24 protein-coding genes are annotated in these 23,130 nt (G+C 64.7%); 11 read left to right on the forward strand and 13 right to left on the reverse strand.

Annotated features, from left to right (window positions below):
* Positions 1-137: 137 nt before the first annotated feature.
* Positions 138-539 (reverse strand): His-rich protein BRANT, encoded by a 402-nt coding sequence (locus IVB26_RS25490; RefSeq protein ID WP_247967913.1) that lies wholly within the window; start codon positions 537-539, stop codon positions 138-140.
* 251 nt (positions 540-790) lie between these two features.
* Between IVB26_RS25490 and IVB26_RS25495 the strand changes: the two genes are divergently transcribed.
* Together IVB26_RS25495 and IVB26_RS25500 are read left to right on the forward strand one after the other, a co-directional pair.
* Positions 791-1,333, forward strand: a complete 543-nt coding sequence (locus IVB26_RS25495) for a tetratricopeptide repeat protein (protein ID WP_247967914.1) — start codon at positions 791-793, stop codon at positions 1,331-1,333.
* A gap of 108 nt (positions 1,334-1,441) precedes the next feature.
* The gene (locus tag IVB26_RS25500) at positions 1,442-2,830 is read left to right on the forward strand and encodes a serine hydrolase domain-containing protein (protein ID WP_247967915.1); all 1,389 of its coding nucleotides are present in this window, start codon (positions 1,442-1,444) and stop codon (positions 2,828-2,830) included.
* Here IVB26_RS25500 and IVB26_RS25505 read toward each other — a convergent pair.
* A complete protein-coding gene (locus IVB26_RS25505; RefSeq protein WP_247967916.1) occupies positions 2,817-4,385 on the reverse strand; it encodes a S10 family peptidase in 1,569 nt (522 codons plus the stop codon). The two genes, IVB26_RS25500 and IVB26_RS25505, sit on opposite strands and share 14 nt — an antisense overlap.
* Before the next feature lie 242 nt (positions 4,386-4,627).
* Here IVB26_RS25505 and IVB26_RS25510 point away from each other — a divergent pair, with 242 nt between their 5' ends.
* From IVB26_RS25510 to IVB26_RS25520, 3 genes are all read left to right on the forward strand, one after another.
* Positions 4,628-5,407 carry an NAD kinase gene (locus IVB26_RS25510; protein ID WP_247967917.1) on the forward strand — a complete coding sequence of 260 codons (780 nt, stop codon included), beginning with the start codon at positions 4,628-4,630 and terminating at the stop codon, positions 5,405-5,407.
* A gap of 98 nt (positions 5,408-5,505) precedes the next feature.
* The gene (locus tag IVB26_RS25515; protein WP_247967918.1) at positions 5,506-6,051 is read left to right on the forward strand and encodes a response regulator; all 546 of its coding nucleotides are present in this window, start codon (positions 5,506-5,508) and stop codon (positions 6,049-6,051) included.
* Between the two features lie 27 nt (positions 6,052-6,078).
* Positions 6,079-6,657, forward strand: coding sequence for an Hpt domain-containing protein (locus IVB26_RS25520; RefSeq protein WP_247967919.1), 579 nt, complete (start codon positions 6,079-6,081; stop codon positions 6,655-6,657).
* Between the two features lie 237 nt (positions 6,658-6,894).
* Here IVB26_RS25520 and IVB26_RS25525 read toward each other — a convergent pair whose 3' ends face one another.
* The 4 genes from IVB26_RS25525 to folE form a co-directional block, all read right to left on the reverse strand.
* The gene (locus tag IVB26_RS25525) at positions 6,895-8,061 is read right to left on the reverse strand and encodes a DUF2336 domain-containing protein (protein ID WP_247967920.1); all 1,167 of its coding nucleotides are present in this window, start codon (positions 8,059-8,061) and stop codon (positions 6,895-6,897) included.
* Positions 8,062-8,479: 418 nt separating this feature from the next.
* Positions 8,480-9,514 carry a lytic transglycosylase domain-containing protein gene (locus IVB26_RS25530; protein WP_247967921.1) on the reverse strand — a complete coding sequence of 345 codons (1,035 nt, stop codon included), beginning with the start codon at positions 9,512-9,514 and terminating at the stop codon, positions 8,480-8,482.
* 214 nt (positions 9,515-9,728) lie between these two features.
* Positions 9,729-10,151 carry a phosphoribosyl-AMP cyclohydrolase gene (hisI, locus tag IVB26_RS25535; protein WP_247967922.1) on the reverse strand — a complete coding sequence of 141 codons (423 nt, stop codon included), beginning with the start codon at positions 10,149-10,151 and terminating at the stop codon, positions 9,729-9,731.
* A gap of 84 nt (positions 10,152-10,235) precedes the next feature.
* Complete coding sequence (gene folE, locus IVB26_RS25540; RefSeq protein WP_247967923.1) at positions 10,236-10,925, reverse strand: GTP cyclohydrolase I FolE; 690 nt, start codon at positions 10,923-10,925, stop codon at positions 10,236-10,238.
* 242 nt (positions 10,926-11,167) lie between these two features.
* On the opposite strand from folE, the gene IVB26_RS25545 reads away from it, so the two are divergent.
* Positions 11,168-11,623, forward strand: a complete 456-nt coding sequence (locus tag IVB26_RS25545; RefSeq protein WP_247967924.1) for an iron-sulfur cluster assembly scaffold protein — start codon at positions 11,168-11,170, stop codon at positions 11,621-11,623.
* Between the two features lie 130 nt (positions 11,624-11,753).
* On the opposite strand, the gene IVB26_RS25550 is transcribed toward IVB26_RS25545, so the two are convergent.
* On the reverse strand, positions 11,754-12,647 hold the full coding sequence (locus IVB26_RS25550; protein ID WP_247967925.1) for a COG3904 family protein: 894 nt from the start codon (positions 12,645-12,647) through the stop codon (positions 11,754-11,756).
* Positions 12,648-12,894: 247 nt separating this feature from the next.
* Here IVB26_RS25550 and yidD point away from each other — a divergent pair, with 247 nt between their 5' ends.
* Complete coding sequence (gene yidD, locus IVB26_RS25555) at positions 12,895-13,233, forward strand: membrane protein insertion efficiency factor YidD (RefSeq protein ID WP_247967926.1); 339 nt, start codon at positions 12,895-12,897, stop codon at positions 13,231-13,233.
* Positions 13,234-13,326: 93 nt separating this feature from the next.
* Entirely contained in the window at positions 13,327-13,536 is a 210-nt protein-coding gene (locus IVB26_RS43220; RefSeq protein WP_346732833.1) for a hypothetical protein, read from the forward strand.
* Here the strand turns inward: IVB26_RS43220 and IVB26_RS25560 are convergent, their stop codons facing one another.
* Positions 13,537-14,751 carry a hypothetical protein gene (locus IVB26_RS25560; protein WP_247967927.1) on the reverse strand — a complete coding sequence of 405 codons (1,215 nt, stop codon included), beginning with the start codon at positions 14,749-14,751 and terminating at the stop codon, positions 13,537-13,539.
* Positions 14,752-14,753: 2 nt separating this feature from the next.
* Positions 14,754-16,121, reverse strand: coding sequence for an APC family permease (locus tag IVB26_RS25565; protein WP_247967928.1), 1,368 nt, complete (start codon positions 16,119-16,121; stop codon positions 14,754-14,756).
* 347 nt (positions 16,122-16,468) lie between these two features.
* Between IVB26_RS25565 and IVB26_RS25570 the strand changes: the two genes are divergently transcribed.
* The gene (locus tag IVB26_RS25570) at positions 16,469-17,785 is read left to right on the forward strand and encodes an alpha/beta hydrolase (protein WP_247967929.1); all 1,317 of its coding nucleotides are present in this window, start codon (positions 16,469-16,471) and stop codon (positions 17,783-17,785) included.
* A 55-nt stretch (positions 17,786-17,840) separates the two neighbouring features.
* Here the strand turns inward: IVB26_RS25570 and IVB26_RS25575 are convergent, their stop codons facing one another.
* Positions 17,841-18,218, reverse strand: a complete 378-nt coding sequence (locus IVB26_RS25575; protein WP_247967930.1) for a hypothetical protein — start codon at positions 18,216-18,218, stop codon at positions 17,841-17,843.
* A gap of 90 nt (positions 18,219-18,308) precedes the next feature.
* On the reverse strand, positions 18,309-19,478 hold the full coding sequence (locus tag IVB26_RS25580; protein WP_247967931.1) for an MFS transporter: 1,170 nt from the start codon (positions 19,476-19,478) through the stop codon (positions 18,309-18,311).
* Positions 19,479-19,659: 181 nt separating this feature from the next.
* Here IVB26_RS25580 and thrS point away from each other — a divergent pair, with 181 nt between their 5' ends.
* Complete coding sequence (gene thrS, locus IVB26_RS25585) at positions 19,660-21,702, forward strand: threonine--tRNA ligase (protein WP_247967932.1); 2,043 nt, start codon at positions 19,660-19,662, stop codon at positions 21,700-21,702.
* A 6-nt stretch (positions 21,703-21,708) separates the two neighbouring features.
* Here thrS and IVB26_RS25590 read toward each other — a convergent pair whose 3' ends face one another.
* Positions 21,709-22,080 (reverse strand): helix-turn-helix domain-containing protein, encoded by a 372-nt coding sequence (locus tag IVB26_RS25590; RefSeq protein WP_247973274.1) that lies wholly within the window; start codon positions 22,078-22,080, stop codon positions 21,709-21,711.
* A 10-nt stretch (positions 22,081-22,090) separates the two neighbouring features.
* On the reverse strand, positions 22,091-22,393 hold the full coding sequence (locus IVB26_RS25595) for a type II toxin-antitoxin system HigB family toxin (RefSeq protein WP_247967933.1): 303 nt from the start codon (positions 22,391-22,393) through the stop codon (positions 22,091-22,093).
* A 147-nt stretch (positions 22,394-22,540) separates the two neighbouring features.
* On the opposite strand from IVB26_RS25595, the gene IVB26_RS25600 reads away from it, so the two are divergent.
* On the forward strand, positions 22,541-23,104 hold the full coding sequence (locus tag IVB26_RS25600) for a nitroreductase family protein (protein WP_247967934.1): 564 nt from the start codon (positions 22,541-22,543) through the stop codon (positions 23,102-23,104).
* Positions 23,105-23,130: the final 26 nt, after the last annotated feature.

Genomic DNA, 23,130 nt, shown 5'->3' on the forward strand with positions numbered 1-23,130 from the left:
CCGGCCCTGCGACGAACGCACCGTCCCGCCGCCGGCGTCTTGCGCTTTCGCGCGAGGCGCCGAGACGGCGGGCCGGGCGGGGACGCCCTGACGCGGCGGCGGAGCAATGCTTGGAAGCCGCCGCGCAGGATCAGTCGTTAGCTGCGCTTCTCGATGGTCGCCGGCTTGGTCAGATCCGGCTGCGCCTTCTGCGACTTCTTGGCCGACAGATGCTTGTGGTGTTGGCGATGCTTGCGCACCGTCTTGTGCTCGTCCGACGGCACGGCCGCGTTGGCGTTCATCGCCTTCGACTTGGCATCCACCTTGACGTCGCCAGCCTTGACGTCGCCAGGCTTGGTGTCGACAACCTTGGCGTCGACAGACTTGGCGTCGGCCTTGACGCCAGCCTCGGGTTTCCCAGCGGTGGTCGAGGCCTTGGTCTGGCTCTGGTCCGCCTTGATCACCGGGGCGGTCGTGGTGGTCTTGCCGGTCTCGGCGGCGAAGGCCGGGGCCGCGATCACGGAGGCTGCGAGCAAGGCTGCGGAAATGGTCTTCAGCATGGTGGTCTCCTCTTGGAAGGATCTCCAGGCGGCGCCCTCTCGCCTACCCTTGGATCGTAGGTCGGAGCCTAGGGGAAGCGCACTGAACCCGGTCTGAAGCCGATTGCAGGCTTCCGTTCATCTCGATGACAAGTTTGTCATCTGCGCCAGGGGCGGACGGATCGTGCGAAGCGGGAATGTTTTTGCCGGACGGGTGTTCCGGTCTTTGGGCAATCGTGTAGGATCGCCACGTTCCATACGGGAGAATTTAGATGCGCAAACTCTCAAAGCTTGTCGTGCCGGGACTGGTCGCCATGTCGCTGGCGGCCGCACCGGTACTGTCCAGCGCCTATGCCGCCGGCAGTGACGAGCCCTCGTCGCCTCCGAAGTCGGACTCCTCGACCAAGAAGGGCAAGAAGAAGAGCTCGTCCGTCAGCGATCCCAAATTCCTCGCCGCCTATCGCACCGCCTACACTGCGATCTACGACAACCACGATTACAGCGGGGCGATCGGACAGTTGAAGTCGCTGAAGCGCGACGACGTCGCCGACGTCGCCAATCTGATCGGCTACTCCTATCGCAAGCTCGGCGACTATCAGTCGTCGAAGGTCTATTACGAGCTGGCGCTGAAGGACGATCCGAACCATGTCCGCACCTGGCAGTATTACGGCCTTTGGCAGCTCGAGCAGGGTAACCGCGAACAGGCGCAGTATCATCTGAACAAGATCGCCTCGCTCGCCGGCACCGACAGCTCCGAGTATCGCTCGCTTGCCACGGCGCTCGACAAGCCGACCGGCGCGACGCTCGTCTACTGAAGACATCGCATCTTCGCAGAAACGAACGGGCACAACCTTGCGGTTGTGCCCGTTCCGCTTTCTCGGCTAGCCTCTCACACCAACCTTCCCCTCGCAAATTGGTGTGCAATGGACCATTGGCTGCGATCCGCGATCGACTACATCGGCTCCTGGATCGAATTCCAGCTGACGACAATCCAACAGCCCGGCGTCATCATCGCATTCGCCCATCGCGGCGAAGTCGTCGCCGAGCACGCGTTCGGCCTTGCCAATCTCGACACCGGCGAGAAGCTCACCCCACGCCACCGCTTCCGGATCGCCTCCCATTCCAAGAGCTTCACCTCGGCCGGCATCATGAAGCTGCGCGAGCAACGCAAGCTCCGGCTCGATGACACGGTCGGCCAATATGTCAGCGGGCTGCATCCGCGCGTCGGCGAGACGACGATCGCGCAGTTGCTGTCGCACAGTGCGGGGCTGACGCGCGACGGCGCCGATTCCGGCCAGTTCATCGATCGCCGTCCCTATCTCGACGCGAAGGAGTTGCTCGCGGAATTGAAGCTGCCGACCGCGATCGAGGCCGGCAAGCGCTTCAAATATTCCAACCACGGCTTTGGCCTGCTCGGCCTCGTGATCGAAGCCATTGCGAAGGAGCCCTATTCCGTCTGGATCAAGCGCGAGATCGTCGAGGCCGCGGGCCTGCGCGAGACTGAGCCGGACTCACCGCTTCCCAAGGGCGCGCGGTTCGCGCGCGGCCACACGCGAAAGCTGCCATTCGGTGAGCGCTGCGTGATCCCCGGTGACAATCAAGCGCACGCGATGGCGTCGGCCGCAGGCTTCGTTGCGACCGCCGGCGACACCGCCCGCTTCTTCGCGCAGCTCGCGCCCAATGCGAAAAAGAGCGTGTTGTCGGCCGCGAGCCGCCGCGAGATGACGCGGCACCATTGGCGCATCCCGCAGAGCTTCGAGGCCCACTACGGCTTGGGCGTTAACGCCGGCAAGACCGACGGCTGGGACTGGTTCGGCCATAGCGGCGGCTTCCAGGGCTACATCTCGCGGACCTGCTCCATCCCCGCTTGCGAGCTCACGATCAGCATCCTCAGCAACTCCATCGACGGCGCGGCGCCGTTCTGGATGGACGGCGCGATGCAGATCCTGCGCGTGTTCCAGACCCGCGGCGCGCCGGACCGGCGCGTGCGCGACTGGACCGGGCGCTGGTGGACGATCTGGGGCGCGACCGACCTCGTCCCAGCCGGCAACAGTGTGCTGGTCGCCAATCCGCAATTCGTCAATCCGTTCATGGATGCCGCCGAGATCGAGGTCACCGGCCGCGACACCGGCAAGCTCGCCTGGGCTGCCGGCTATTCCAGCCATGGCGAGCCGGTGCGACGGGTCCGCGACAAGCGCGGGGGGATCAGCGACATCTGGATCGCGGGCGCCAATGTGAAGCCGGAAAAAGTCGTGGCGCGCGAGATCGCACGCCGGTATCCGCCGCGCAAGCGGCGGCCTACTCCCGAATGAGCGCCTCGACCTCGCTGCGAAACGCCTGCCGCGAGCCGCCCTGCGAATAGAACATGTGGCCGCCGGGATAGACGACGAACTTCACGCGCTGCGTCGCGAAGGCCGGCATCTGATCGAGCGCCCGCTTCGTTCCGAAATAGGGCGTGGCAAGGTCGAACAGGCCGTGCGCGACCAGCACGTTCAGCTTCGCATCGGTAGCGAGGATCTGGCGCAGCTCGGACACCGATTGCGGCGGGTTGATGCCGCGGCCGAAATCCCAGTGACCTTCCACAGTGCCGTTCAAAACCTCATAGGAACCATCGGGCTTCCAGTTCAGCTTGCGTGAGAGCACGTCGACCGCGGCGCTCGTCAGCGGCGCCTGCAGCGCATCGCCTGAGGGGTCGCCGAACCGCGAGCTGCTCGAATCCGGATAGGGATCGAAGCCTCGCACGGAGCCGTCGTAGCGTCCCGTCACCTTGCCGTTCTTGCGGTCGAACTCGCGGCGGAATTCACCGACGTCGAAGCGGCCGGCGAGCCGGCGGCTCAGCGCCTGGTCGATGCCGGTGAGCTCGGCGACCTTGTCGGCAAGACGATTGGTGGCCTCCTCGTCCGCCGCGCCCTTGACGAGGTCGGCCAGGAATTCGCCGCGCGCGTAAGCCTCGACATCGGCGAGATCGGCGCGCTTGACCGGCCCTTTGACTTCGCGCGCCACCGCCACATAGCTCGGCAAGGTCGCGACATATTGCAGGAGGCTGGTGCCGGTGAACTCTCGGAAATCGAGCAGCGGCGACACCAGGATCAAGCCCCTGACGCCGACGCCGTGCTGGAGCTGCAACTGGCGCACCACCTTCGGCCCGCGAATGCCGCCATAGCTCTCGCCCGCGACATATTTCGGCGAGGTCAGCCGGTCGTGCTTCTCGAGCCAGCGGCGGATCACGAGCGCGATCGCGTTGACGTCGCCGTCGACGGAGTAGAACGACTTGCGCGCATCCTCCCCGCTCGCAACGAAGCGGCTGTAGCCGGTGCTGACGGGATCGATGAAGACGAGATCGGTGAAGTCGAGCCAGGTCTCCGCGTTCGGCTTCACCTCGGGCGAGGCCGACGGCGACAGCGCATCGCCATCGAGCGGCAGCCGCCACGGACCGGCCGCGCCGAACTGGAGCCACGCCGAGGACGCGCCGGGGCCGCCATTGAACAGGAACGTGACCGGACGCGTGGCGCGGTCGGCGCCGTCGAGTTGGTAGGACGTATAGGCAATGTCGGCCAGTGGCTCGCCCTTGCCGTCGAACACGCGGATGGAGCCGGCGGTCGCGGCGAAGTTGAGGGTGCGGCCGGGCAGATCCAGCGTCTGCTTCGTGGTCGCGTCAGGCGGAAGACGGTGCGGCTCGGCCGCCGAGGGCGACGCCTGCGTCGCGCCTTGTGCGTTGCCGGCGCGACCGCCCTTCTGCCCCGCCGTCGCTGCCGCCTCGGAGCGCGGCTGCGGCGGATCGTCCGCGCGCACGACGCTTGCGAGCGCGACCGCGGACACGGCCAGCACCAGCCCCGTTCCTCGCAGCGTCGACCAGATCGTGAGCATGATCGTTCTCCTTGCCCGGCTGTAAATAGCGCGGCGCCCTCCGAAGCTAGTACGAAATTGCGACGGTTTGCGGGATCGCCGGTCGATCGCGGATCCGGGCTGGCTCAAATCAACCCGTTTTGTTCTCTGGATCGACAATCGCCCGTTTGCCTTGACCGCCGGTCATCCTCGACAATGGAGGCCCACCTCGTATAGACGAGCCCGGCGGAACTTCCTCCAGCCAGCGGCCTGCCCGACAAGCCATGACCAAGCCCCAGCGATACGACCGCATCGCCTTCGTCGCCAGCCCGAGCAGCGAGGCGCAGGCCGCCTTCAGCCAGCTCACCAGGGACTATGGCAATTGCGCCCCGAAGGAAGCCGATGTCGTCGTCGCGCTCGGCGGCGACGGGCTGATGCTGCAGACGCTGCACCAGAACATGCACACGGGAAAGCCGATCTACGGCATGCACCGCGGCACTGTCGGCTTCCTGATGAACGAGTATTCGCCGCACGATCTGCGCGCGCGGCTCGAGACGGCGCATGAATCGGAGATCAATCCGCTCCTGATGCGCGCGACCGACGTCAACGACCGTGTTCACCTGCACCACGCCATCAACGAGGTGTACCTGTTCCGGCAGACCTCCCAGGCGGCGCGCCTGCGGATCCTGATCGACGAGCGCGAGCGCATGCCCGAGCTGATCGCCGACGGCATCATTGTGGCGACGCCGGCCGGCTCGACCGCCTACAATCTGTCGGCGCAGGGACCGATCCTACCGATCAACGCCGCCCTTCTGGCGCTGACCCCGATCAGCGCCTTCCGGCCGCGGCGCTGGCGCGGCGCCCTGCTGCCCAACACCGCCTATGTCGTGATCGAGGTGCTGGAGGACGACAAGCGTCCCGTCGCGGCCGTCGCCGACCATGAGGAGGTACGCAGGGTGCGGCGCGTCGAGATCCTGTCCGACAAGAGCATCTCGATGCGCATGCTGTTCGACCCCGGCCACAGCCTGGAAGAGCGCATCCTGCGCGAGCAGTTCGGCTACTAAACCCATCGCCCGCCCGCCGCCGGCACTGCGTCCGCAACCCTTCGTTAACCGCCGCCACGATATGGTTAACGAAGGTTGACCGTTTTGGCCCGGGCGTCATGTTCCGTATCGACTTCAACAAGCTGCGCTTCCTCGTCTGCGACGACAATCCGCACATGCGCCGCATCCTGCGGACGCTGCTGCATTCCTTTGGCGCGCGCGAAGTCTACGAGGCCGAGGACGGCGCCACCGCGCTCGAGATGTACAGCCATTACGTGCCCGACATCGTCATCACCGACTGGGCCATGCCGATCTTCGACGGGCTCGAGCTCGCGCAGATGATCCGGCAGCCGGACTCCAAGGGCAACCCCTACGCGCCGATCATCATGCTGACCGGTCATTCCGAGAAGCGCCGTGTCACTGTCGCGCGCGATGCCGGCGTCACCGAATTCCTGGCCAAGCCGATCTCGGCCAAGGGGCTCTATCAGCGCATCCTCAACGTGGTCGCCAATCCCCGCCCCTTCATCAAGACCAAGTCCTATTTCGGGCCGGACCGGCGCCGCAACACCAATTCCGCCTATATGGGTCCCGAGCGCCGCGTCGGCGAAAAGCACGAGGTGCTGCAGCAGCCCTCGCTGCTCGACAAAGCCCGTTCCTCCATCTAGCGCAACGTCCCCGACGAGGCAGGCATCATGGCGAAGAACAGCGCAAAGGACATCGAGGTCAAGGCCTTCGCCACGCATCAAATCATCACGCAGCCCAACCCGCTGCGCAAGGTTCTGCGCCGCGTCGAAGAGAAGGACCTGGACGATCCAGTCGCCCGTGCCGAGCAGGCGCTCGCGGGTCTTTCGGGCGAGTTCAAGGACTGGATGACGACGGAGGTCAACCGGCTGTCGGCCGCCTATGTCGCCGTCCGGAATGACGGCTTCACCAAGGAAAGGCGCGACGAGCTGTTTCACGCCGCCCACGACATCAAGGGTGACGCCGCAACCTTCGGCTATCCGGCCGCGGCGGGGGTAGCCGAGAGCCTGTGCCGCGTCATCGAGCACGCACCTGATCTCGAAAAGGTGCCGGCCGAACTGTTCACGCACCACATCAACGCCATTCTCGCCATCGTGCACGAGAACACCAGGCTCGACAGCATCAGCGTCTCCGCCGAGTTGAGCCGGCGCCTGCGCAAGGTCGCCGACGACTATCTCGCCCATGTCAACCGCGACCGCCCCGAGCATCTCGAGGTGATCCTGGCGCCGAGCATCGTGCCGGTGGACTGAGGTCCAGCTCTCTCCCCGTCATTGCGAGGAGCACTTGCGACGAAGCAATCCAGAGTCTTTCCGCGGAAAGACTCTGGATTGCTTCGCTGCGCTCGCAATGACGGCGGTTGGTAGGCTGGGCCTATCCCCACGATCAGATCGTAGGGTGGATTAGCGCAGCGTAATCCACCGCTTTGATTGCCGCAGAGACAGAATTGGTGGGTTACGGCTTCGCCTAGCCCACCCTACGGCATCTCGTTACGCCGCGATCAGATCGTCGTAGGTGTCCTCGTCCGTGGCGAGCTCGTCGCAGAACAGCCTTGCCTCCTCGCGCGCCGACTCCGTGGCGAAGCGGCGCAGCAAAACCATCAGCGGCTCGGTGGCGCCGCTGTCGGTCTCGCAATGGGTGAGCACGCGCTCGACCATGCGCCGGCGCAGCCGCGCCGCGCCGTCGTCACTGTCGACAAAGCCCTGCTCGTGGCAGGCATCGAGCGCGACCTGGAATGCCGCGAACGTCGCCTCGGGCAGCCCGGCGCGGCGGAGCAGCGCGTGCAGGCTATTGCCGCCGCGATCGTGCAGAAGCGCGGTGACGCGCGCCAGCGGCAGGTCGGCGAGCTCGGCCAGCGCCGCGTCGAACAAATCGAGATTGCTGGACAGCAATGCGCGCAGGATCAGGCCGGCAGTCAGCTGGCCCGTGACGCGCAAATGATGCACGAGGCCCTGCATGTCCTCGCCGCGCGAGCGCGCCGCGATGTTGATGGTGGAGCGGTCACGCGCCTCGATCGTGATGCGATCGGCACGATCGGCGCTCAGCCAGTTCCGCGCCACGACGAATTGCGCCAGCGTCTCGGAGAGTTTCGCCACCAGCGCGGCCCGGGTTGCGGACGGCAGATCATCCAGCACCAGCATCGCCTCGCGAATCGCGGCGAGATGGCCGTGGCGCTCGACGATGCGATTCCACGAGAACGGCGCAAGCTCGGCATGAGGATTTTCGATCAACTCCAGCGCGGCCGCCGCGCAGCCGACTTCGGCGATGGCGGCGCAGACCGAGACCGGCAGCGCGATGCGGCGGGCGACCGCGCATTGCACCTCGTCATTGCCGGTCGCAACAATGTCGACGAGATCGGCGTCGATCAAGAGCGGAGAATGTTCGAGCACGGGCAGCGCGACGGTCGGCTGATCCGCCGACAGCGCCCGCACGATCGACGCCGGCGCATCCGTGCTGCGCGCAAAAGCCTCGGCCATCGCCTGCCGCACCAGCGGCGAGGCATCGTCGAGCAGCATCAAGAGCGCGCCTTCGGCGGCGATGCGGTCGTCTGTGGAAAGATCTGAGATCAGCCAGGCCCGGGCCAACGCCCGTGTGGCCTCGGCCCGCTCGCCGGCCGGCGCCGTCCTGATCCAATTGATGAACTGCCGAACAATCATGCTGCTTCCGGCTTACACAACAAACGAAAATGATGACGGCTCGTCACCTGCAACACAAAATAAACCACGACGCTTAACAAAGCGTTCACCATAACTGGCTGGTTTAATTGACGTTTTGTTAAGGGAACAAAGCCGCCTGGGATGCGTGCCCCGGACGCAGCGCAGCAACGCCATAAGCGCGGCTACGCGCGTCTTCGACGCGCTATTGCGTTGCAGCGCGTCCGGGACACGAGCGGATGAGAGCTCTCGCCCATACTCCGTCATTGCGAGCGCAGCGAAGCAATCCAGAATCCCTTCGCGGATACATTTCTGGATTGCTTCGCTGCGCTCGCAATGACGGTGCTGATGTAGCTGCGCACGATGACCTCAATCTCCTGCCCGGACGCAGTGCAGCGCGTCCGGGACACGAGAGTGAGTTCTAGCTCGAGAACGTGCCGCTGCGATCGCTGAAGAGATCGAGTGGCTGCGGCGGCCGCACATCCGGCGTCGCTGACGCGACCGAGGTCGCCGGTGCGACCGAGGTGAGCGAGGCATTGTTGCCCCATAATTTCTGCACCGTGGTCGAGACCGGCTGCGTGGCATCACCGGGCTGATAGATCGAACGAAACACCGGCGTGCTCGGGGCATTGTCCGCGAGCGTCGTTGGCGCCGATGCACTGACGGGCGTCACCGCGCGTGCGTTCGGGAAGGTCTGGAGATAGGCGGCGTTGTCGATGACGGGCGCGGCGGGCTGCACGCCGCTCGCGCTCGCGACCGTGGTCGACGGCGTGCCGCCATACATCGCCATCGCGCCGCGGGTCGTTTTCGAATTGGCCGCGCTGGCATAGCGCGCATCCAGCACCGAATAGACTTCGGAGACGCTGCGGGCGCGGCCATCCCTCTCGTAGAAGATCGAGCGATTGGCGGACGCCGCGTTCGGAAACAGCCGCGCACCGACCGCTTGCGGATTGTCCTCGGCATTGGCGATCAGTTTTGCAGCCCCGCCGACGCCCATGAAATGCGCCATGTAGAGCTCACTGTCGCTCGGCCTGCGGCCGAGCAAGCCGGTGAGCTTGAAGCTGTTCGACTGCGTCAGTGCGCCCGCCATGGCGGAGGCGGCATCGGGATCGTCGCGCAGCTTCATGATCGACCGCTTCATAGCGGGATCATCGACGGTGTAGGTGCCCGACGAGGTCCTGGTGATGGCGTCGGAATAGTTGCCGTAGCCGAGCTGGGTTCCGGCTTCCTTCACGGTGCCGAGCCAGGTCTGGTCGATGAATTGGTAGAGTCCGTGCGCGGACGACGTCGTGGCCCCGGCCGTCGGATTGAAGTCCGATTCCATCTTGGCGGTGGTCAGCATGTACTGGAAGCTGACGCCGGTGACGTTCGAGGCCTGCTTGATCGCACCGGCGACGCGCGCCCGCGACGGATCGAGACCGGCCGTCTGCGTGGCACTGAAATTGTCGACCGACATGATGAGGTGCCCGCCCCGCGCGGCGTTGAATGGCGCCGGCAATTCGGCGCCCGTCGTCTCACCGTGGGACAGGTATGGTTAATGCGGGGTTAACTAGACGCTGTCGTCATTCCGGGGCGCGCGGAGCGCGAGCCCGGAATCCATCGCAAGACATCACGCGCGGCTAAATGGATTCCGGGCTCGCACCTGCGGTGCGCCCCGGAATGACAGCGAGTTACTTCTCATAGACGTCGCTGGGATCAAACAGCCGCTCGGCATCGGTGAACACCAGCTTCGCCCCGCCGCCCTCACCTTCGACCTTCCGGTAGAAGCAGGACCGCCGCCCGGTGTGGCAGGCCGCGCCGACCTGCTCGACGCGGATCCAGACCGCGTCCTGGTCGCAATCGGTACGCATCTCGACCACGCGCTGGGTTTGACCTGAGGTCTCACCTTTTCGCCACAAGGCATTGCGCGAACGGCTGAAGTACCAGGCCTCACCGGTCGCGATCGTCTTGCGCAGTGCCTCCTCGTTCATGTGCGCGACCATGAGCACATCGCCGGTGGCAATGTCGGTCGCGACGCAGGTCACGAGCCCTGCCGCGTCGAACCGCGGCTGGAAGGACAAGCCTTCCTCGATCTCATGGGAATGAGCGGACACAACAAGCCTCGCTAGAGCATGACCCGGAAAAGTGCGCCGCGGTTTTCCGACAAGGTCATGCTCAAACAATAAACCGCCGCGAGGTCAGCGCGTGCCTCGCACCAGGGACAGGAAACGGGCCTGTTCCGCCGGATTGTCGCGGAACATGCCGGTGAAGCGGCTGGTGAAGGTGGAAGCGCCATGCTTGGCGACGCCGCGCACCGACATGCAGGTATGCTCGGCCTCGATCAGCACCGCAACGCCGCGCGGCTTGAGGACTTCGTCGATCGCAGCCGCGATCTGCGCCGTCAGATGCTCCTGGGTTTGGAGCCGGCGGGCGAAGATATCGGTGAGGCGCGCCAGCTTGGACAGGCCGACGACGCGTTCCACCGGCGTATAGGCGATGTGCGCCTTGCCGTAGAACGGCATCATGTGATGCTCGCACTGCGAGGTGAACTCGATGTCGCGCACCAGCACGAAATCGTCATAGCCGGCGGTCTCGCCGAAGGTGCGGTCGAGCACCTCGGCCGGGCACTGATGATAGCCCTGATAGAGCTCGTCGAAGGCCTCGACCACGCGGCGCGGCGTGTCGAGCAAGCCCTCGCGCTCGGTGTTCTCGCCGATATAGGCGAGCAGCGTCTTCACGGCTGCTTCCGCCTCTGCACGCGCCGGGCGCGGCTGGTCGGCGCGGACGGCAGCCGCGAGGAATTCGGCAGGATCAAGCTCGGCCGCGCGGCTCTCGGGCTGCCGGTCGGAGGGCTTGCCCGGGCGGATGGATTTGATTGTAGCGTCCATATCGACTCCGTTCGACGGCCTCGCGGCCGGAGTGTCACCGGCAGACGGGGCGGCCAAGCCGCCGGACGCCTGAAGAGAACAGTTTTGGCGCAAAGGGTCCGCAGGCTGCAATGCCGGCCGCACAGTTGGAAATCGCCGCCGGCGCGCTGCTGGACTGTTTTTCCGCCAGTTCCGACCCTATATAGGACCGTGGACGCCGCCCGCCAAGGCCGATCGGGTGCGGAAGTGCTGGACTCCATCACATGCTGAACGACATCTACAACAAGCGGATCATCGAACTGGCCGGGAATATTCCGCGCCTCGGACGGCTATCGGACCCCGATGCCTCCGCCACCGCCCACTCGAAGCTGTGCGGTTCGACCGTCAAGATCGATCTCAAGATGACTGGAGACACCGTCACCGACTTCGCTCATGACGTGAAGGCCTGCGCCCTCGGCCAAGCCTCCTCATCCATCATGGCAAGTCGGATCGTCGGCTCGACTGCGAGCGAACTCCGTGAGTTACGCGAAACTGTTCGCAAGATGCTGAAGGAGAACGGTGCGCCTCCTGAAGGCAAATGGGAGGAGATCAAGTTCCTCGAGCCGGTCCGCGACTACAAGGCGCGCCACGCCTCGACGCTTCTAACCTTCGATGCCGTGGTTGACGCCATCGGCCAGATCGAAGCCAAAGCCAAGCTGCCCGCTGTGGCGCAGGGCTGAGACCTCTCCCGTCATTCCGGGGCGATGCGTAGCATCGAACCTGGAATCCAGGTCGCGCTCGAGATTCTCAGGTGCGCAATTGCGCAACACAGTTCGCGCTACGCGCGCCTGACTGCCAAGATTGAAGAGCTTACTTCGGCGCCGCCGGGGCTGGCGCGGCCACACCGCCGGTCGGCACGATGGCTTCCGCCGTCTTGGTCGACTTGGCGGGCTGCTCCGGTTCCACGCCGAACCGGGCCTGCGTCTTCGGGGCAAGCTCCGCCATCGCCGGCGCGGAGATGTCCACGTGCGGCAGCACGTCGGCAACGAGATCTGTCGTCACGAGATTGGTGAGCTTGAGCTCGCCGGCGTCCAGCTCATGCAGATCTTCCCAGGGTGGAACGCTGAGCGCGAGCGACAGCAGGTCGCCCGCTCCGCCCATGTCGAAGGTGTATTTGGCGAGCCGGCCGATGTCGCGCTCCACGATCATCAGGTCCTGCGCGCTGTAGCTCGCCGACTTGGCATCATCGGCGCGGTCGCCCATCCAGATCTGGTGGACGCGGACATGGGCGGCTTCCGGCACGTAGCGCTTCTTGCCGGCCAGCAGCAGGAACACGCACATGGATTCGCAATAGGCCTCAGGCGCGACCGCCGGACGAGCGGACTGCCCGGCGCGGAAGCTTACGCCGACCGTGGTCAAGAGCCCGAGATTGCGGAAGCGTCGGCCAAGCGTGATCGCGTCATTGACGGAACCGCCGCTGGAATCGAGCACCACGGTGGCACCGCCGAGCTGGCGACCACGGGAAAACTCTTCGAAATCCTTCGGCGTATCGGCGGTGATGATGCCCACCGCACTGACCCAGCCGCGGCAGTTCGGCTCGCAGGCGATCCAGTTGAACTTCATCGGTAGCTTGCGCTCTTCGAGAGCAGCACCGGCGCGGGCCGACGACCCGAGCGTCGCGACGGCGCCAGCCAGCACGACTCCACACACGGCGGTTCCCACCAGCAACCAGCCGCGAAGATCAAGGGAGTTCAGAAGTCTCAATCTGGTTCCTTCCCCAAGCCCCAAAGGTCCCCAACAATCCCCGGTAGCGCCCACTGAGTCCATCATACACGCGTATGATTCTACACATGGACGTCACAAAAATGGTATCCGGGGGAATACAGATCGTCCACAGGCACTTGCTGCACTGCTCCCAAAAAGCATGCAAAATATGGCGCGGAAACAACAGCTTACAGTTCCCTGCGCCGGAACCGTGCAACACCTCGCCTAACGTGGCAGCACAGCGCACATGAAGCATTCAGCCTGCGGGCATTGTTCCAGTCCGGTCGACGCGGCGCTTCGGCTCCCGCGCAGATTCGGCCGTGCGCTGATCTGGCTCTATCGGCATACGCTGTCGCCTCTGGTCGGCTACAATTGCCGGCACCTGCCGACCTGCTCCGTCTATGGCGACGAGGCGATCGAACGGTTCGGGCTCTGGGCCGGCGGCTGGATGACGCTCGCGCGGCTGCTCCGCTGCAATCCGTTTGGCACGTCGGGCATCGACAATGTGCCGCTTACCGCGCCGCAACGCGCGCGCTGGTATCTGCCATGGCGCTATGCCCGCTGGCGCGGCGTCAATGCATCGTGAGATTGCTGCGATGCCTTGCGCATCGATCGCCTGAGCGGAACCTTGGCCTTCCGTCCCGCGTTGTTTTGATGCTCCCCCGGGGAGGAAACAACAATGCGCTGGAAAATCAGCCCTCATCTTCACTTCAGACTCGGGCCCAATCCCGGCTCCAGGCGGCACCACGACCCCAGAACCATGGATCTGCTCGCGATCGTCGCCTTGCTGGCGCTCGTGCTCGGCTCGGGCTGGTATCTGGCATCGAGCCTTGCGACGCCGCCGAGCACGACGGCGTTCATCGTGCCGAGCCAGAGCGTGCATTGGTAATCAGCGGAGCCAGTAGAAGCGCCCGGGCGGTGGCGGTATCGGCTCGGGTGGACGCAGTCGCTTCGGACGCGGCGGCTTTGGCGCCGGCTCGGCCGCCGAGGTCGCCTCCCCGCCCGGCGCCGTTTCGGTGCCCGGCACCCTCACCGCCAGCAGCAGATTCGACTCGTGCATCCGCCAGCGATAGCCGACGCCAAAATCGATCGGCTGGGCGCGTGTGAACAATTCGGCGTAGCGCGCCTGGTGGCGGCCGGGGAATTCGTCAATTGGCCCGAGATAGCGGCCGAACGGGAAGAACCGCCATTGCCGCGCGCTGTAGTTCGCGAGCGGAATGCCGGAATCGTCCTGGATGATGGTGGCACTGTTGGCGAGCAGCCAATCGCGCACGACGGTGAAGTTGCCGGAGTGCAACAAATAGGACGCGCTCTTGAGCAGGCTGTTGCCGGGGCCAAGCGTCTCGCAGAATTTCAGGAAACCCGTGGCGCGCGCGCCGGAATTGGAAAGATCGGTCGAGAAATAATACAGGGTGCGCGTCTCGCCGTCGGGGCCTGCAAAGGTGATGCGGACGCCGCGCGTCGCGTTCCGTCCCGGATTGTCGTCGCCGACATGCACCCCGCCCTTGTCGTCGAGCGCGACCATCTCGACGTTGCGGATGGTCTTGCCGGAACGGGCGAGGAAGACATAGAGGATCGGCAACGTGCCGTTGACCTGGTTGGCGTGCAGGTCGACCTTCATCTGTTTGGTGATGAAGAACGAGAAGCTCAGGATCGAGCCGAGCGAACGCTCGACATTGTAGAGCGCCGCGCCCACCGAGCCGCGCGGCAGCCGCGTCAAATCGGGCACGGCGCCGACCGGCTCCAGCGCGCCGAGCACATAGGTGCTGGCCTTGGAATAGAAGGTGTTGGCGTAAAGGAAATCGGGCCCGCTGAACAGGTAGAACATGGTCGGCCGGGGGGCGGCGAGATTGACGTCGGCCCAATTGCGGATCTTCGAGAGCTGGCGCTGTTCGAGCTGGGCGAAGGCGCCGTCGAAGAACTTTGCATGGCGCTGCCAGCCCGGATCCCTGGTCAGCGGCACCAGCGGCGAGTCAGCCGAGGGCTGCATGCCCGCAAGGAAGCGCGCGGTGTCATCGAAGGTCACGTCGGCGGCGCTTGCGGACGAGACGGCCGCAGCCAGCAGGGCAAGAGCGGCGGCCGCAATTCTGAGGGGGCGAAACATGTCTATTCGCGATGTGATGAATTGCCAGCGGCGACCGGCCGCCTGCGGAAAACAGCATAGATCAACAGGCCCGAGAGCATGACGAGCATCCCCGAGAGCGACTGCACCGGCCGCTCGGTCAACAGGTAGTACATCATGAACGCGGTCACGAGCAGGAAAACGAGCGGCGTGAACGGGTATCCCCAGGCGCGATAGGGCCTCGGCAAATCGGGATCGGTGATGCGCAGCTTGATGACGCCGGCGACCGTGAAGAACGAGCAAAACAAGAGTGCGAACTGGATGAAGTCGAGCACCGCCTCGAAGCTGCGCGTGAACAGCAGCAGATTGGCGACGACGAGCTGAAACAGGATGGCATAGGCCGGCGCGCCGCTCGCCGATCGCTTCGAGAAGACGCGTAAGGCGGGGATGTCCTCCCCCATCGTCATCATCACGCGCGGGCCGATCCACATCATCGCAGAGATCGAGGAGATCAGGCCGACGCAGATCATCGCGCCGACGATCCGGCCGCCGAGGCTGCCGAAGATGGCGCTGCCGGCAACACTGGCGACGTCGAGCTGGCCGGCGAGCGCACCGACCGGCGTGGAGTAGAGGAACACCGCGTTCAGCGCGACATACAGCACGAGCACGATCAGCGTGCCCACCAGCAGCGCGCGCGGCAGGCTCCGCTGCGGCGTGTTCATCTCACCGATGATGTAGGTCGCGGCATTCCAGCCCGAGAACGAGTACATCACGAAGACGAGCCCGATCGCGAAGGGCGCGCTGACGATGTGGGCGATATCGCCCGGCTGCGGCGTGAATGTGATCGGTTGCGGGGCAGCGATGACGAAGCCGGCGACCAGGAAGGCCACGATCAGCACGACCTTGATGATCGTCGAGATCAGCTGGAAGGTCGAGGAGTGCCTGACGCCGGTCAATTGCACGAGCGAGACCAGCCACACCACGGCGATCGCGAGCGGGATCGGCGGCAGATCGGGCACGACCGATTTGGCGTATTCGCCGAACGCCATCGCCGCGAGCGCGACGGGCGCGGCAAAACCCACCGTGGCCGAGACCCAGCCAGCGAGAAAACCGAAGGCCGGATGATAGGCACGGCCGAGGAAGTTGTACTCGCCGCTCGAGCGCGGAAACATCGCCCCGAGCTCGCTGTAGGCGAACACCCCGCACAGCGCGACGATGCCACCGACGGTCCACAGCAGCAGGATCGAGAAGCCGGAGGGGATATCCTTGACCTGGAAGCCGAGGCTGGTGAAGACACCGACCCCGATCATGTCGGCCACGACGATGGCGGTTGCGACCAGAGCCGAGACCCCGGTCCCGCTTCCGGTCAGCCGGCCAGTCCAGGGTCCGGTTCCCGCATCTGATGCCGTCATCGGGGTCCTTAACCTCAGGCGTCTTGCCTTGCGGGCGCATCGTGCAGTTTGGCCCAGTCAATTCAAGCAGGGTTAACAAGGGTTAAATGAGGCGACGACAACGGGTATTTGAGCACCGCATTTTCCTACACCCAAGGCGAAAATGCTGCGTACGCCCCGGGAAACCCCGTTCTCATCCCCCACAATCAGGACACGATTGCGTGGTCCTTTTGAGCGTTCCGGATGTGGGGAAGTTTCTCCGGACGCTTAACGTCGCCTAAACGCCAATCGGCTCAATTGTCTCGATATTGCCGATGGTTCGTGACTTAGGTTCGTGACTTGGGTTCGTCGCTTGGGGTCATGGGTGGATGGTCGGGGCCGTTCCGAAAATGAGAGCTGACAGTCGTGCCGATCGGACGCCGTCCGGTCGGCGCGGTCGTGCGCTCAGGATCGGCCTGACCTCAGCCTTGGTGCCGCTGTCGTTGACGCTGGTTCAATGCGGCAAGGCGCCGAACCCGGCAGCGCTCGCGGCGAACTCGCAGGCCAATGTCCAAGTGGTCAATCAGGTCGTCGCGAAAACCAATCAGCAAGTCGCAAGCGGCGACACGTTCGAGGATCGCTTCCCTGCCCCGCAATTTAGGGAGCGCTTCCCCTCGGCCAGCGAAAGTCTCCTGCAACGGCAGATGTCGGACTTCTCGCCCAAGCGCGCCGTGCAGCAACAGCCGCCCGAGCAGGCCCCCTACAAGGTCGCTTCGCTCGAGCCCCAGATCCCCTACAAGCGTCCGGCCCGCGACGACCTGACGACCCTCGTCAGCATGAAGTCGTCGGCCTTTCCCTATTTCGGCAACAACCCCGTCTCCGACGCGCCCTTTCTCAACATCTCCAAGGGCGATCGCCGCGGCCATCGCAGCTATTCCGGTCGCGTGTTCTGGCAGGACGAGACCTACAATGACAGCCGCGTGCTGATGCACGTGCCCGAGCATTTCGACGTGCGCAAGCCGGGCGTGATCGTGGTGTTCTTCCACGGCAATGGCGCAACGCTCGAGCGCGACGTGCGTGATCGCCAGCTCGTGCCCAAGCAGATCACCGATTCCGGCGCCAATGCCGTGCTGCTTGCCCCGCAGATGGCGGTCGATGCCGCCGATTCCAGCGCCGGCAAGTTCTGGCAACCGGGCGGCTTCAAGCGCTTCATGGCGGAATCGGCCGACCACCTCGCCCGCGTCACCGGCGATCCCAACAGCGTGCGCGCCTTCGCCAACATGCCGATCGTGATCGTCGGCTATAGCGGCGGCTTCCTGCCGACGGCCTGGAGCCTGGAGGTCGGCGGCATCAGCGACCGCGTCCGCGGCGTCGTGCTGCTCGACGCCGTCTATGGCGAAATGGACAAGTTCGCATCCTGGATCGAGAGCCACCGTACCGGCTTCTTCGTCAGCGCCTATACCCGTTACACCGCGCGGCGCGACCGCGAGCTGATGAGCATGCTCCGCCAGAAGGGCATCACCGTCGCCGAGGACATGGATGGACCGCTCCGTCCCGGCAGCGTGGTGTTCGTGGAGACCGGCGACGGCATCACCCATCGCGACTATGTCACCCGCGCCTGGACGCGGGATCCGCTCAAGGACGTGCTGGTGAAGATGGCGGCGACGCCGTCGCTGGCGCTCACGCGCGTCGCCTCGAGCCGCTAGGCCTGCGAGCTGCTCAGCGGGCCGGATCGGCGGCTGATCATGAGCCTGCTCGGCTTCAGTTCTTCGGCAGCTTCGGAATGCTCTCGGCGAAGCCGTTGTAGCAGGTCAGCCGCTCGTCCTCTTCCTTGAAGAACCGGCAATCGGCGTAGCCCTTGGCCTTCGCAGGCTTCGGCTTCGGAGCCGGCGGCATCACCCCGTCGTAGCAATTGAGGCGGTCCTTGGTACCGTCGTCGATCTCGAGGCAGGCCTGCAGCCGCACGGCGACCGACTGCGGCTTGCCCTTCGGCGCCGCGGCCGGCTTCGCCGCCGCCTCCTTGGTGCCTTTGGGCTTGACCTGCACCAGCGGCTTGTCCCCGACCATCGGTGGCTTGTCGGCTTGCGCGAACGCGGAGGCTGAATAGAGCACCGCGGCAACCGCCAGAATCATCCTCATCTCAGTCAACTCTCTTTGGTCCCCATGCCTCGCCTTCTAGCGCTCCCGCGCGCGGTTTGCCAAGCACCTTGCGCCCACGAAAACACGGGATCAGGCCGTGGCGGCAGCGGGCCGGGGCCGGGTCAGGATCACCAGGATCAGAGCCAGCGCGACGAAACCGACCGCAACGAAGCCGAGCGTATGCAGAAGCTCGCGGGCGAACATCAGCCCGCCGAGCGCGGAGCCGACCGCCTGACCGATATAGAGCACGGAGGTGTTGAGTGCGACGGTCGCCGACGCCAGCCCCGGCGCGGACGCGACCAGCCGCACCTGCTGCATCGAATTGGTCGAGGCAAAGCCGAGGCCCCAGACAGCAACCCCGGCCGTCATGAACGCAAGCGTGCCCGCACCGAGCGCCCAGCCCGTGATCCCCGCAAGCAGCAGGCAGGTGAACAGCAGCGAGGTGCGATAAGGACCCCAGGTGTCGACAATGCGGGTGGCGATGACGACGCCGAGGAAGCCGCAAACGCCGTAGAGCGCGAACACCATGCCGATCGCATCGGGGCCGGCGCCGGTGAGCTTGTTGAGCAGCGGGCCCATGAAGGTGAACACCACGAACTGCCCCGACATTTGCAGCATGGTGACCGCAAGCAGCAGCAGAATCGTCCTGTTGCGCCCGACCTCGCGCCAGGTCTTCAAATCCACCGGAGCGCCCTTCAGGCCCGCCGGCAGCCGCAGCAGCAACAGCACGAAGCTGAGACAACCAAGCGCGCCGATCTCACCGTAGGCCGCCCGCCAGCCATAGCGGCTGGCGATGAAGGTGATCAGGGGAAGGCCGACGGCGGCAGCCAGCGACCAGCCGAGAAAGATATAGGCGATAGTGCTGCCGCGCCGCTTCGCCGGCACGATCAACGCCGCCGTGCCGGCGGCCTGCGGCGTATAGAGCGCACCGACCGCGAGCATGACCAGGCGGATGACGAGCAGACTCGCATAGTCGGGCGCAAAGGCCGAGGCGAGATTGCCGAGCGCAAGCACCGCCAGCGTCGTCGTGAGCAACGTCCGCCGATCGATGCGACTGGTCAGCCAAGCCGTCAGCGGCGAGCCGATGCACAGCGTCACCGCGCCGAAGGTGATCAGCAGCCCGGCCGCATGAATGCTGACGTCGAGCCCGCTCGCCAGCTCCGGCAGCATGCCCGCCGGGGCCAGCACCGAGCAGCCGGTGACGAGATTGCCGAGCATCAGGGCGGTTGGCGCGAAACGCCGGGCGCGTGCACTTTCCATGCAGATGCATGTAGAGCAGTCGTCCGGCCGGTTAAAGGGCCCACGGGAAATAGTTCGCGCGCGCCGCTTTCTGCGCCGATTTTCTTGGAATTGCCGGATTGCGCAGGCCGAATCCCCTGATATATCGCTCGTTCCCGCTTACCTGCGCTCGTTCGCAGGAGTGAGCCTCAGGAGTAAAGCAATGACCGACCAGCCGAAATCCGAGTCCGGATTCCAGTACAGCCTCTCCAATCTGAAGCCCGTGACCCCCGCCGCCAAAGTCACCCTCACCTTCCCAGACGGCGCCCAGCGTCAATACGACCAGAGCATCACCGGCCTCGACATCGCCAAGGGCATCTCGCCGTCGCTGGCCAAGCGCACGGTCGCGATGGCGCTCGACGGCGTGCTCACCGACCTCAACGACCCCATCGAGGCCGACGCCAAGCTCGAGTTCGTCAACCGCGACGATCCGCGCGCGCTCGAATTGATCCGCCATGACTGCGCGCACGTGCTGGCCGAAGCCGTGCAGAAGCTGTGGCCGGGCACGCAAGTCACCATCGGTCCGGTGATCGAGAACGGCTTCTATTACGACTTCTTCCGCAATGAGCCGTTCACCCCGGAAGACTTTGCCGCGATCGAGAAGAAAATGCGCGAGCTCATTGCGCGCGACAAGCCTTTCACGAAAGAGGTTTGGGATCGCGAGAAGACCAAGCAGGTGTTCCGCGACAAGGGCGAGGCGTTCAAGGTCGAGCTGGTCGACGCCATTCCCGGCACCGAGCCGATCAAGATCTACTACCAGGGCGACTGGTTCGATCTGTGCCGCGGCCCGCACATGACCTCGACCGGCAAGGTCGGCAACGCCTTCAAGCTGATGAAGGTGGCCGGCGCCTATTGGCGCGGCGACAGCAACAATCCGATGCTGACCCGCATCTACGGCACGGCCTTCGCCAAGCAGGAGGACCTCGACGCTTACCTCAAGCAGATCGAGGAAGCCGAAAAGCGCGACCATCGCAAGCTCGGGCGCGAGCTCGACCTCTTCCACTTCCAGGAGGAAGGTCCGGGCGTCGTGTTCTGGCACCCGAAGGGCTGGACCATCTTCCAGCAGCTGATCGCCTATATGCGCCGGCGCCTGACCGGCGATTACAGCGAGGTCAACGCGCCGCAGATCCTCGACAAGGCGCTGTGGGAGACCTCGGGCCATTGGGGCTGGTATCGCGAGAACATGTTCGCGGCGCAGTCGGCCGGCGACGAGGCCGAGGACAAGCGCTGGTTTGCGCTCAAGCCGATGAACTGCCCCGGTCACGTGCAGATCTTCAAGCATGGCCTGAAGAGCTACCGCGACCTGCCGCTGCGCCTCGCCGAGTTCGGCGTGGTCCATCGCTACGAGCCTTCCGGCGCCATGCACGGCTTGATGCGCGTGCGCGGCTTCACCCAGGACGACGCGCACATCTTCTGCACCGAGGACCAGCTCGCCGCGGAATGCCTGAAGATCAATGACCTGATCCTGTCGACCTACGCCGATTTCGGCTTCACCGGTGATCTCACGGTGAAGCTCTCGACCCGGCCGGAGAAGCGCGTCGGCACGGACGAGATGTGGGATCACGCCGAACGCGTGATGGCGACGGTGCTGCGCGAGATCCAGACGCAGAGCAATCACATCAAGACCGAGATCAACCCGGGCGAAGGCGCCTTCTACGGGCCGAAGTTCGAATATGTGCTGCGCGATGCCATCGGCCGCGACTGGCAGTGCGGCACCACCCAGGTCGACTTCAACCTCCCGGAGCGGTTCGGTGCGTTCTACATCGACCACGACGGCGGCAAGAAACCGCCTGTCATGGTGCACCGGGCGATCTGCGGCTCGATGGAGCGCTATATCGGCATCCTGATCGAACATTATGCCGGCAACTTCCCGCTCTGGCTGTCGCCGGTGCAGGCGGTGGTCACGACCATCACCTCGGAAGGCGACGAATACGCCAAGGTGGTGATGGAACAGGCGCGGCGCGCGGGGCTGCGGGTCGAGATCGACCTGCGCAACGAAAAGATCAACTACAAGGTCCGCGAGCATTCGCTGGCCAAGATTCCCGCACTGCTCGTGGTCGGCAAGAAAGAGGCCGAGACGCATTCGGTCTCGGTCCGCCGCCTCGGCAGCGACGGCCAGAAGGTGATGACGACAGCCGAGGCGATCGCCGCCCTTGTCGACGAGGCGACACCGCCGGATGTCCGGCGGATGCGGGAAGCCGTCTGACGGCGCTCACGCGGCTCTATCTTGCCCAACTTTGATGAGGGACTCGGCGGGAATGCCGAGTCCCTCATGTAGACGTCTGATCATGCTGAGCGTCAATTCGCGCCGCCGGTTGAGCACTTCGTGAACCCGATTGCGGCTGCCAATAAAGGGAATCAGGTCCCTCGGCTGCAGACCGCTCTGTTCCATATGATACTTGATGGCTTCGACCGGATCTGGAAGGTCCAGCCGGTAGAGCTTCCGCTCCCACGCCTCCACGAGCGTCACAAGCACGTCCAGCCTATCGCCCTCAGGCGAGTTCCGGCGCGCGCTCATCAACGTCTCGATCTCCTTGAGCACGCGACGATAGTCTCGGTTAGACTTGATTGGCGCGATTTCCATCATCGACCTCCTAAATAGTTTGCGCATCGACTGCGTCGTACTGTCGGTGTGTTCCAACAAAACGGATATAAACCACGCGATATGGGTAGTTGATCCAGACCACGATCCGATATTTGTTGCCGGCGACGTTGAAGGCGACGCGGCCATCCTTGAGGACACTGGCGGTTCGGATATCTCTCTTGACGTCGGCGGGCTTCGCCCAATCGGCCTGCTTTACCTGCCGAAACCAGGCCATCAGGGGTTCACGAGCATCGGAGACCTCGCCTGCCCGATCGAGAAATGCCTTGATCGTGCTGAGCGCTATGATCCTCATTCAATTCATCTTAGCATAGTCCCACCTTGGGACCATAACTTTCTTGCCGGAACGCCAGCAGACCTCATAATCCCTCTAAAATCCCTTCCATTCGTCTTCTGCCGAGCCTATCTCCGGGCGAGAACACCAAGCCATAAGGACTCCGCAGTGCCCGATGCCATTGAACTCCTGAAGACCCGCCGTTCGGTCAAGCCGCGCGAGATGACCGGGCCCGGCCCTTCGGCGGCCGAGCTCGAAACGATCCTCACCATCGGCGCGCGCGTGCCCGACCACGGCAAGCTCGCGCCCTGGCGCTTCATCATCTTCGAGGGCGATGCCCGCCAGCGTGCCGGCGAGGTGATCGCGAAGGTCTTTGTGCGGAAGAATCCCGGCGCGCCCGCGGCCGACATCGAGATCGAGCGCAAGCGCCTCACCGACGCGCCGCTGGTGATCGGCATCGTCAGCTTCACCAAGCCGCATCCGAAGGTGCCGGCGTTCGAGCAGGAATTGTCGGCGGGCGCCAGCGCCATGAATATCGTCACGGCCGCGACCGCGCTCGGTTACGGCGCCTGCTGGCTGACCGGCTGGTTCTCCTTCGATCGGGACGTGCTCGACGGACTCGGCCTCAAGCCGGACGAAAAGCTCGCCGGCTTCGTCCATATCGGCACGCCGACCAAGCCCAGCGAAGACCGTCCGCGACCGTCCCTGTCGGAAATCGTGACGCGTTTTTAATCGATGTTGTGTTGACGCCTGCGACG

Source organism: Bradyrhizobium sp. 195, assembly GCF_023101665.1.
In the GTDB taxonomy this organism is placed as follows: Bacteria; Pseudomonadota; Alphaproteobacteria; order Rhizobiales; family Xanthobacteraceae; genus Bradyrhizobium.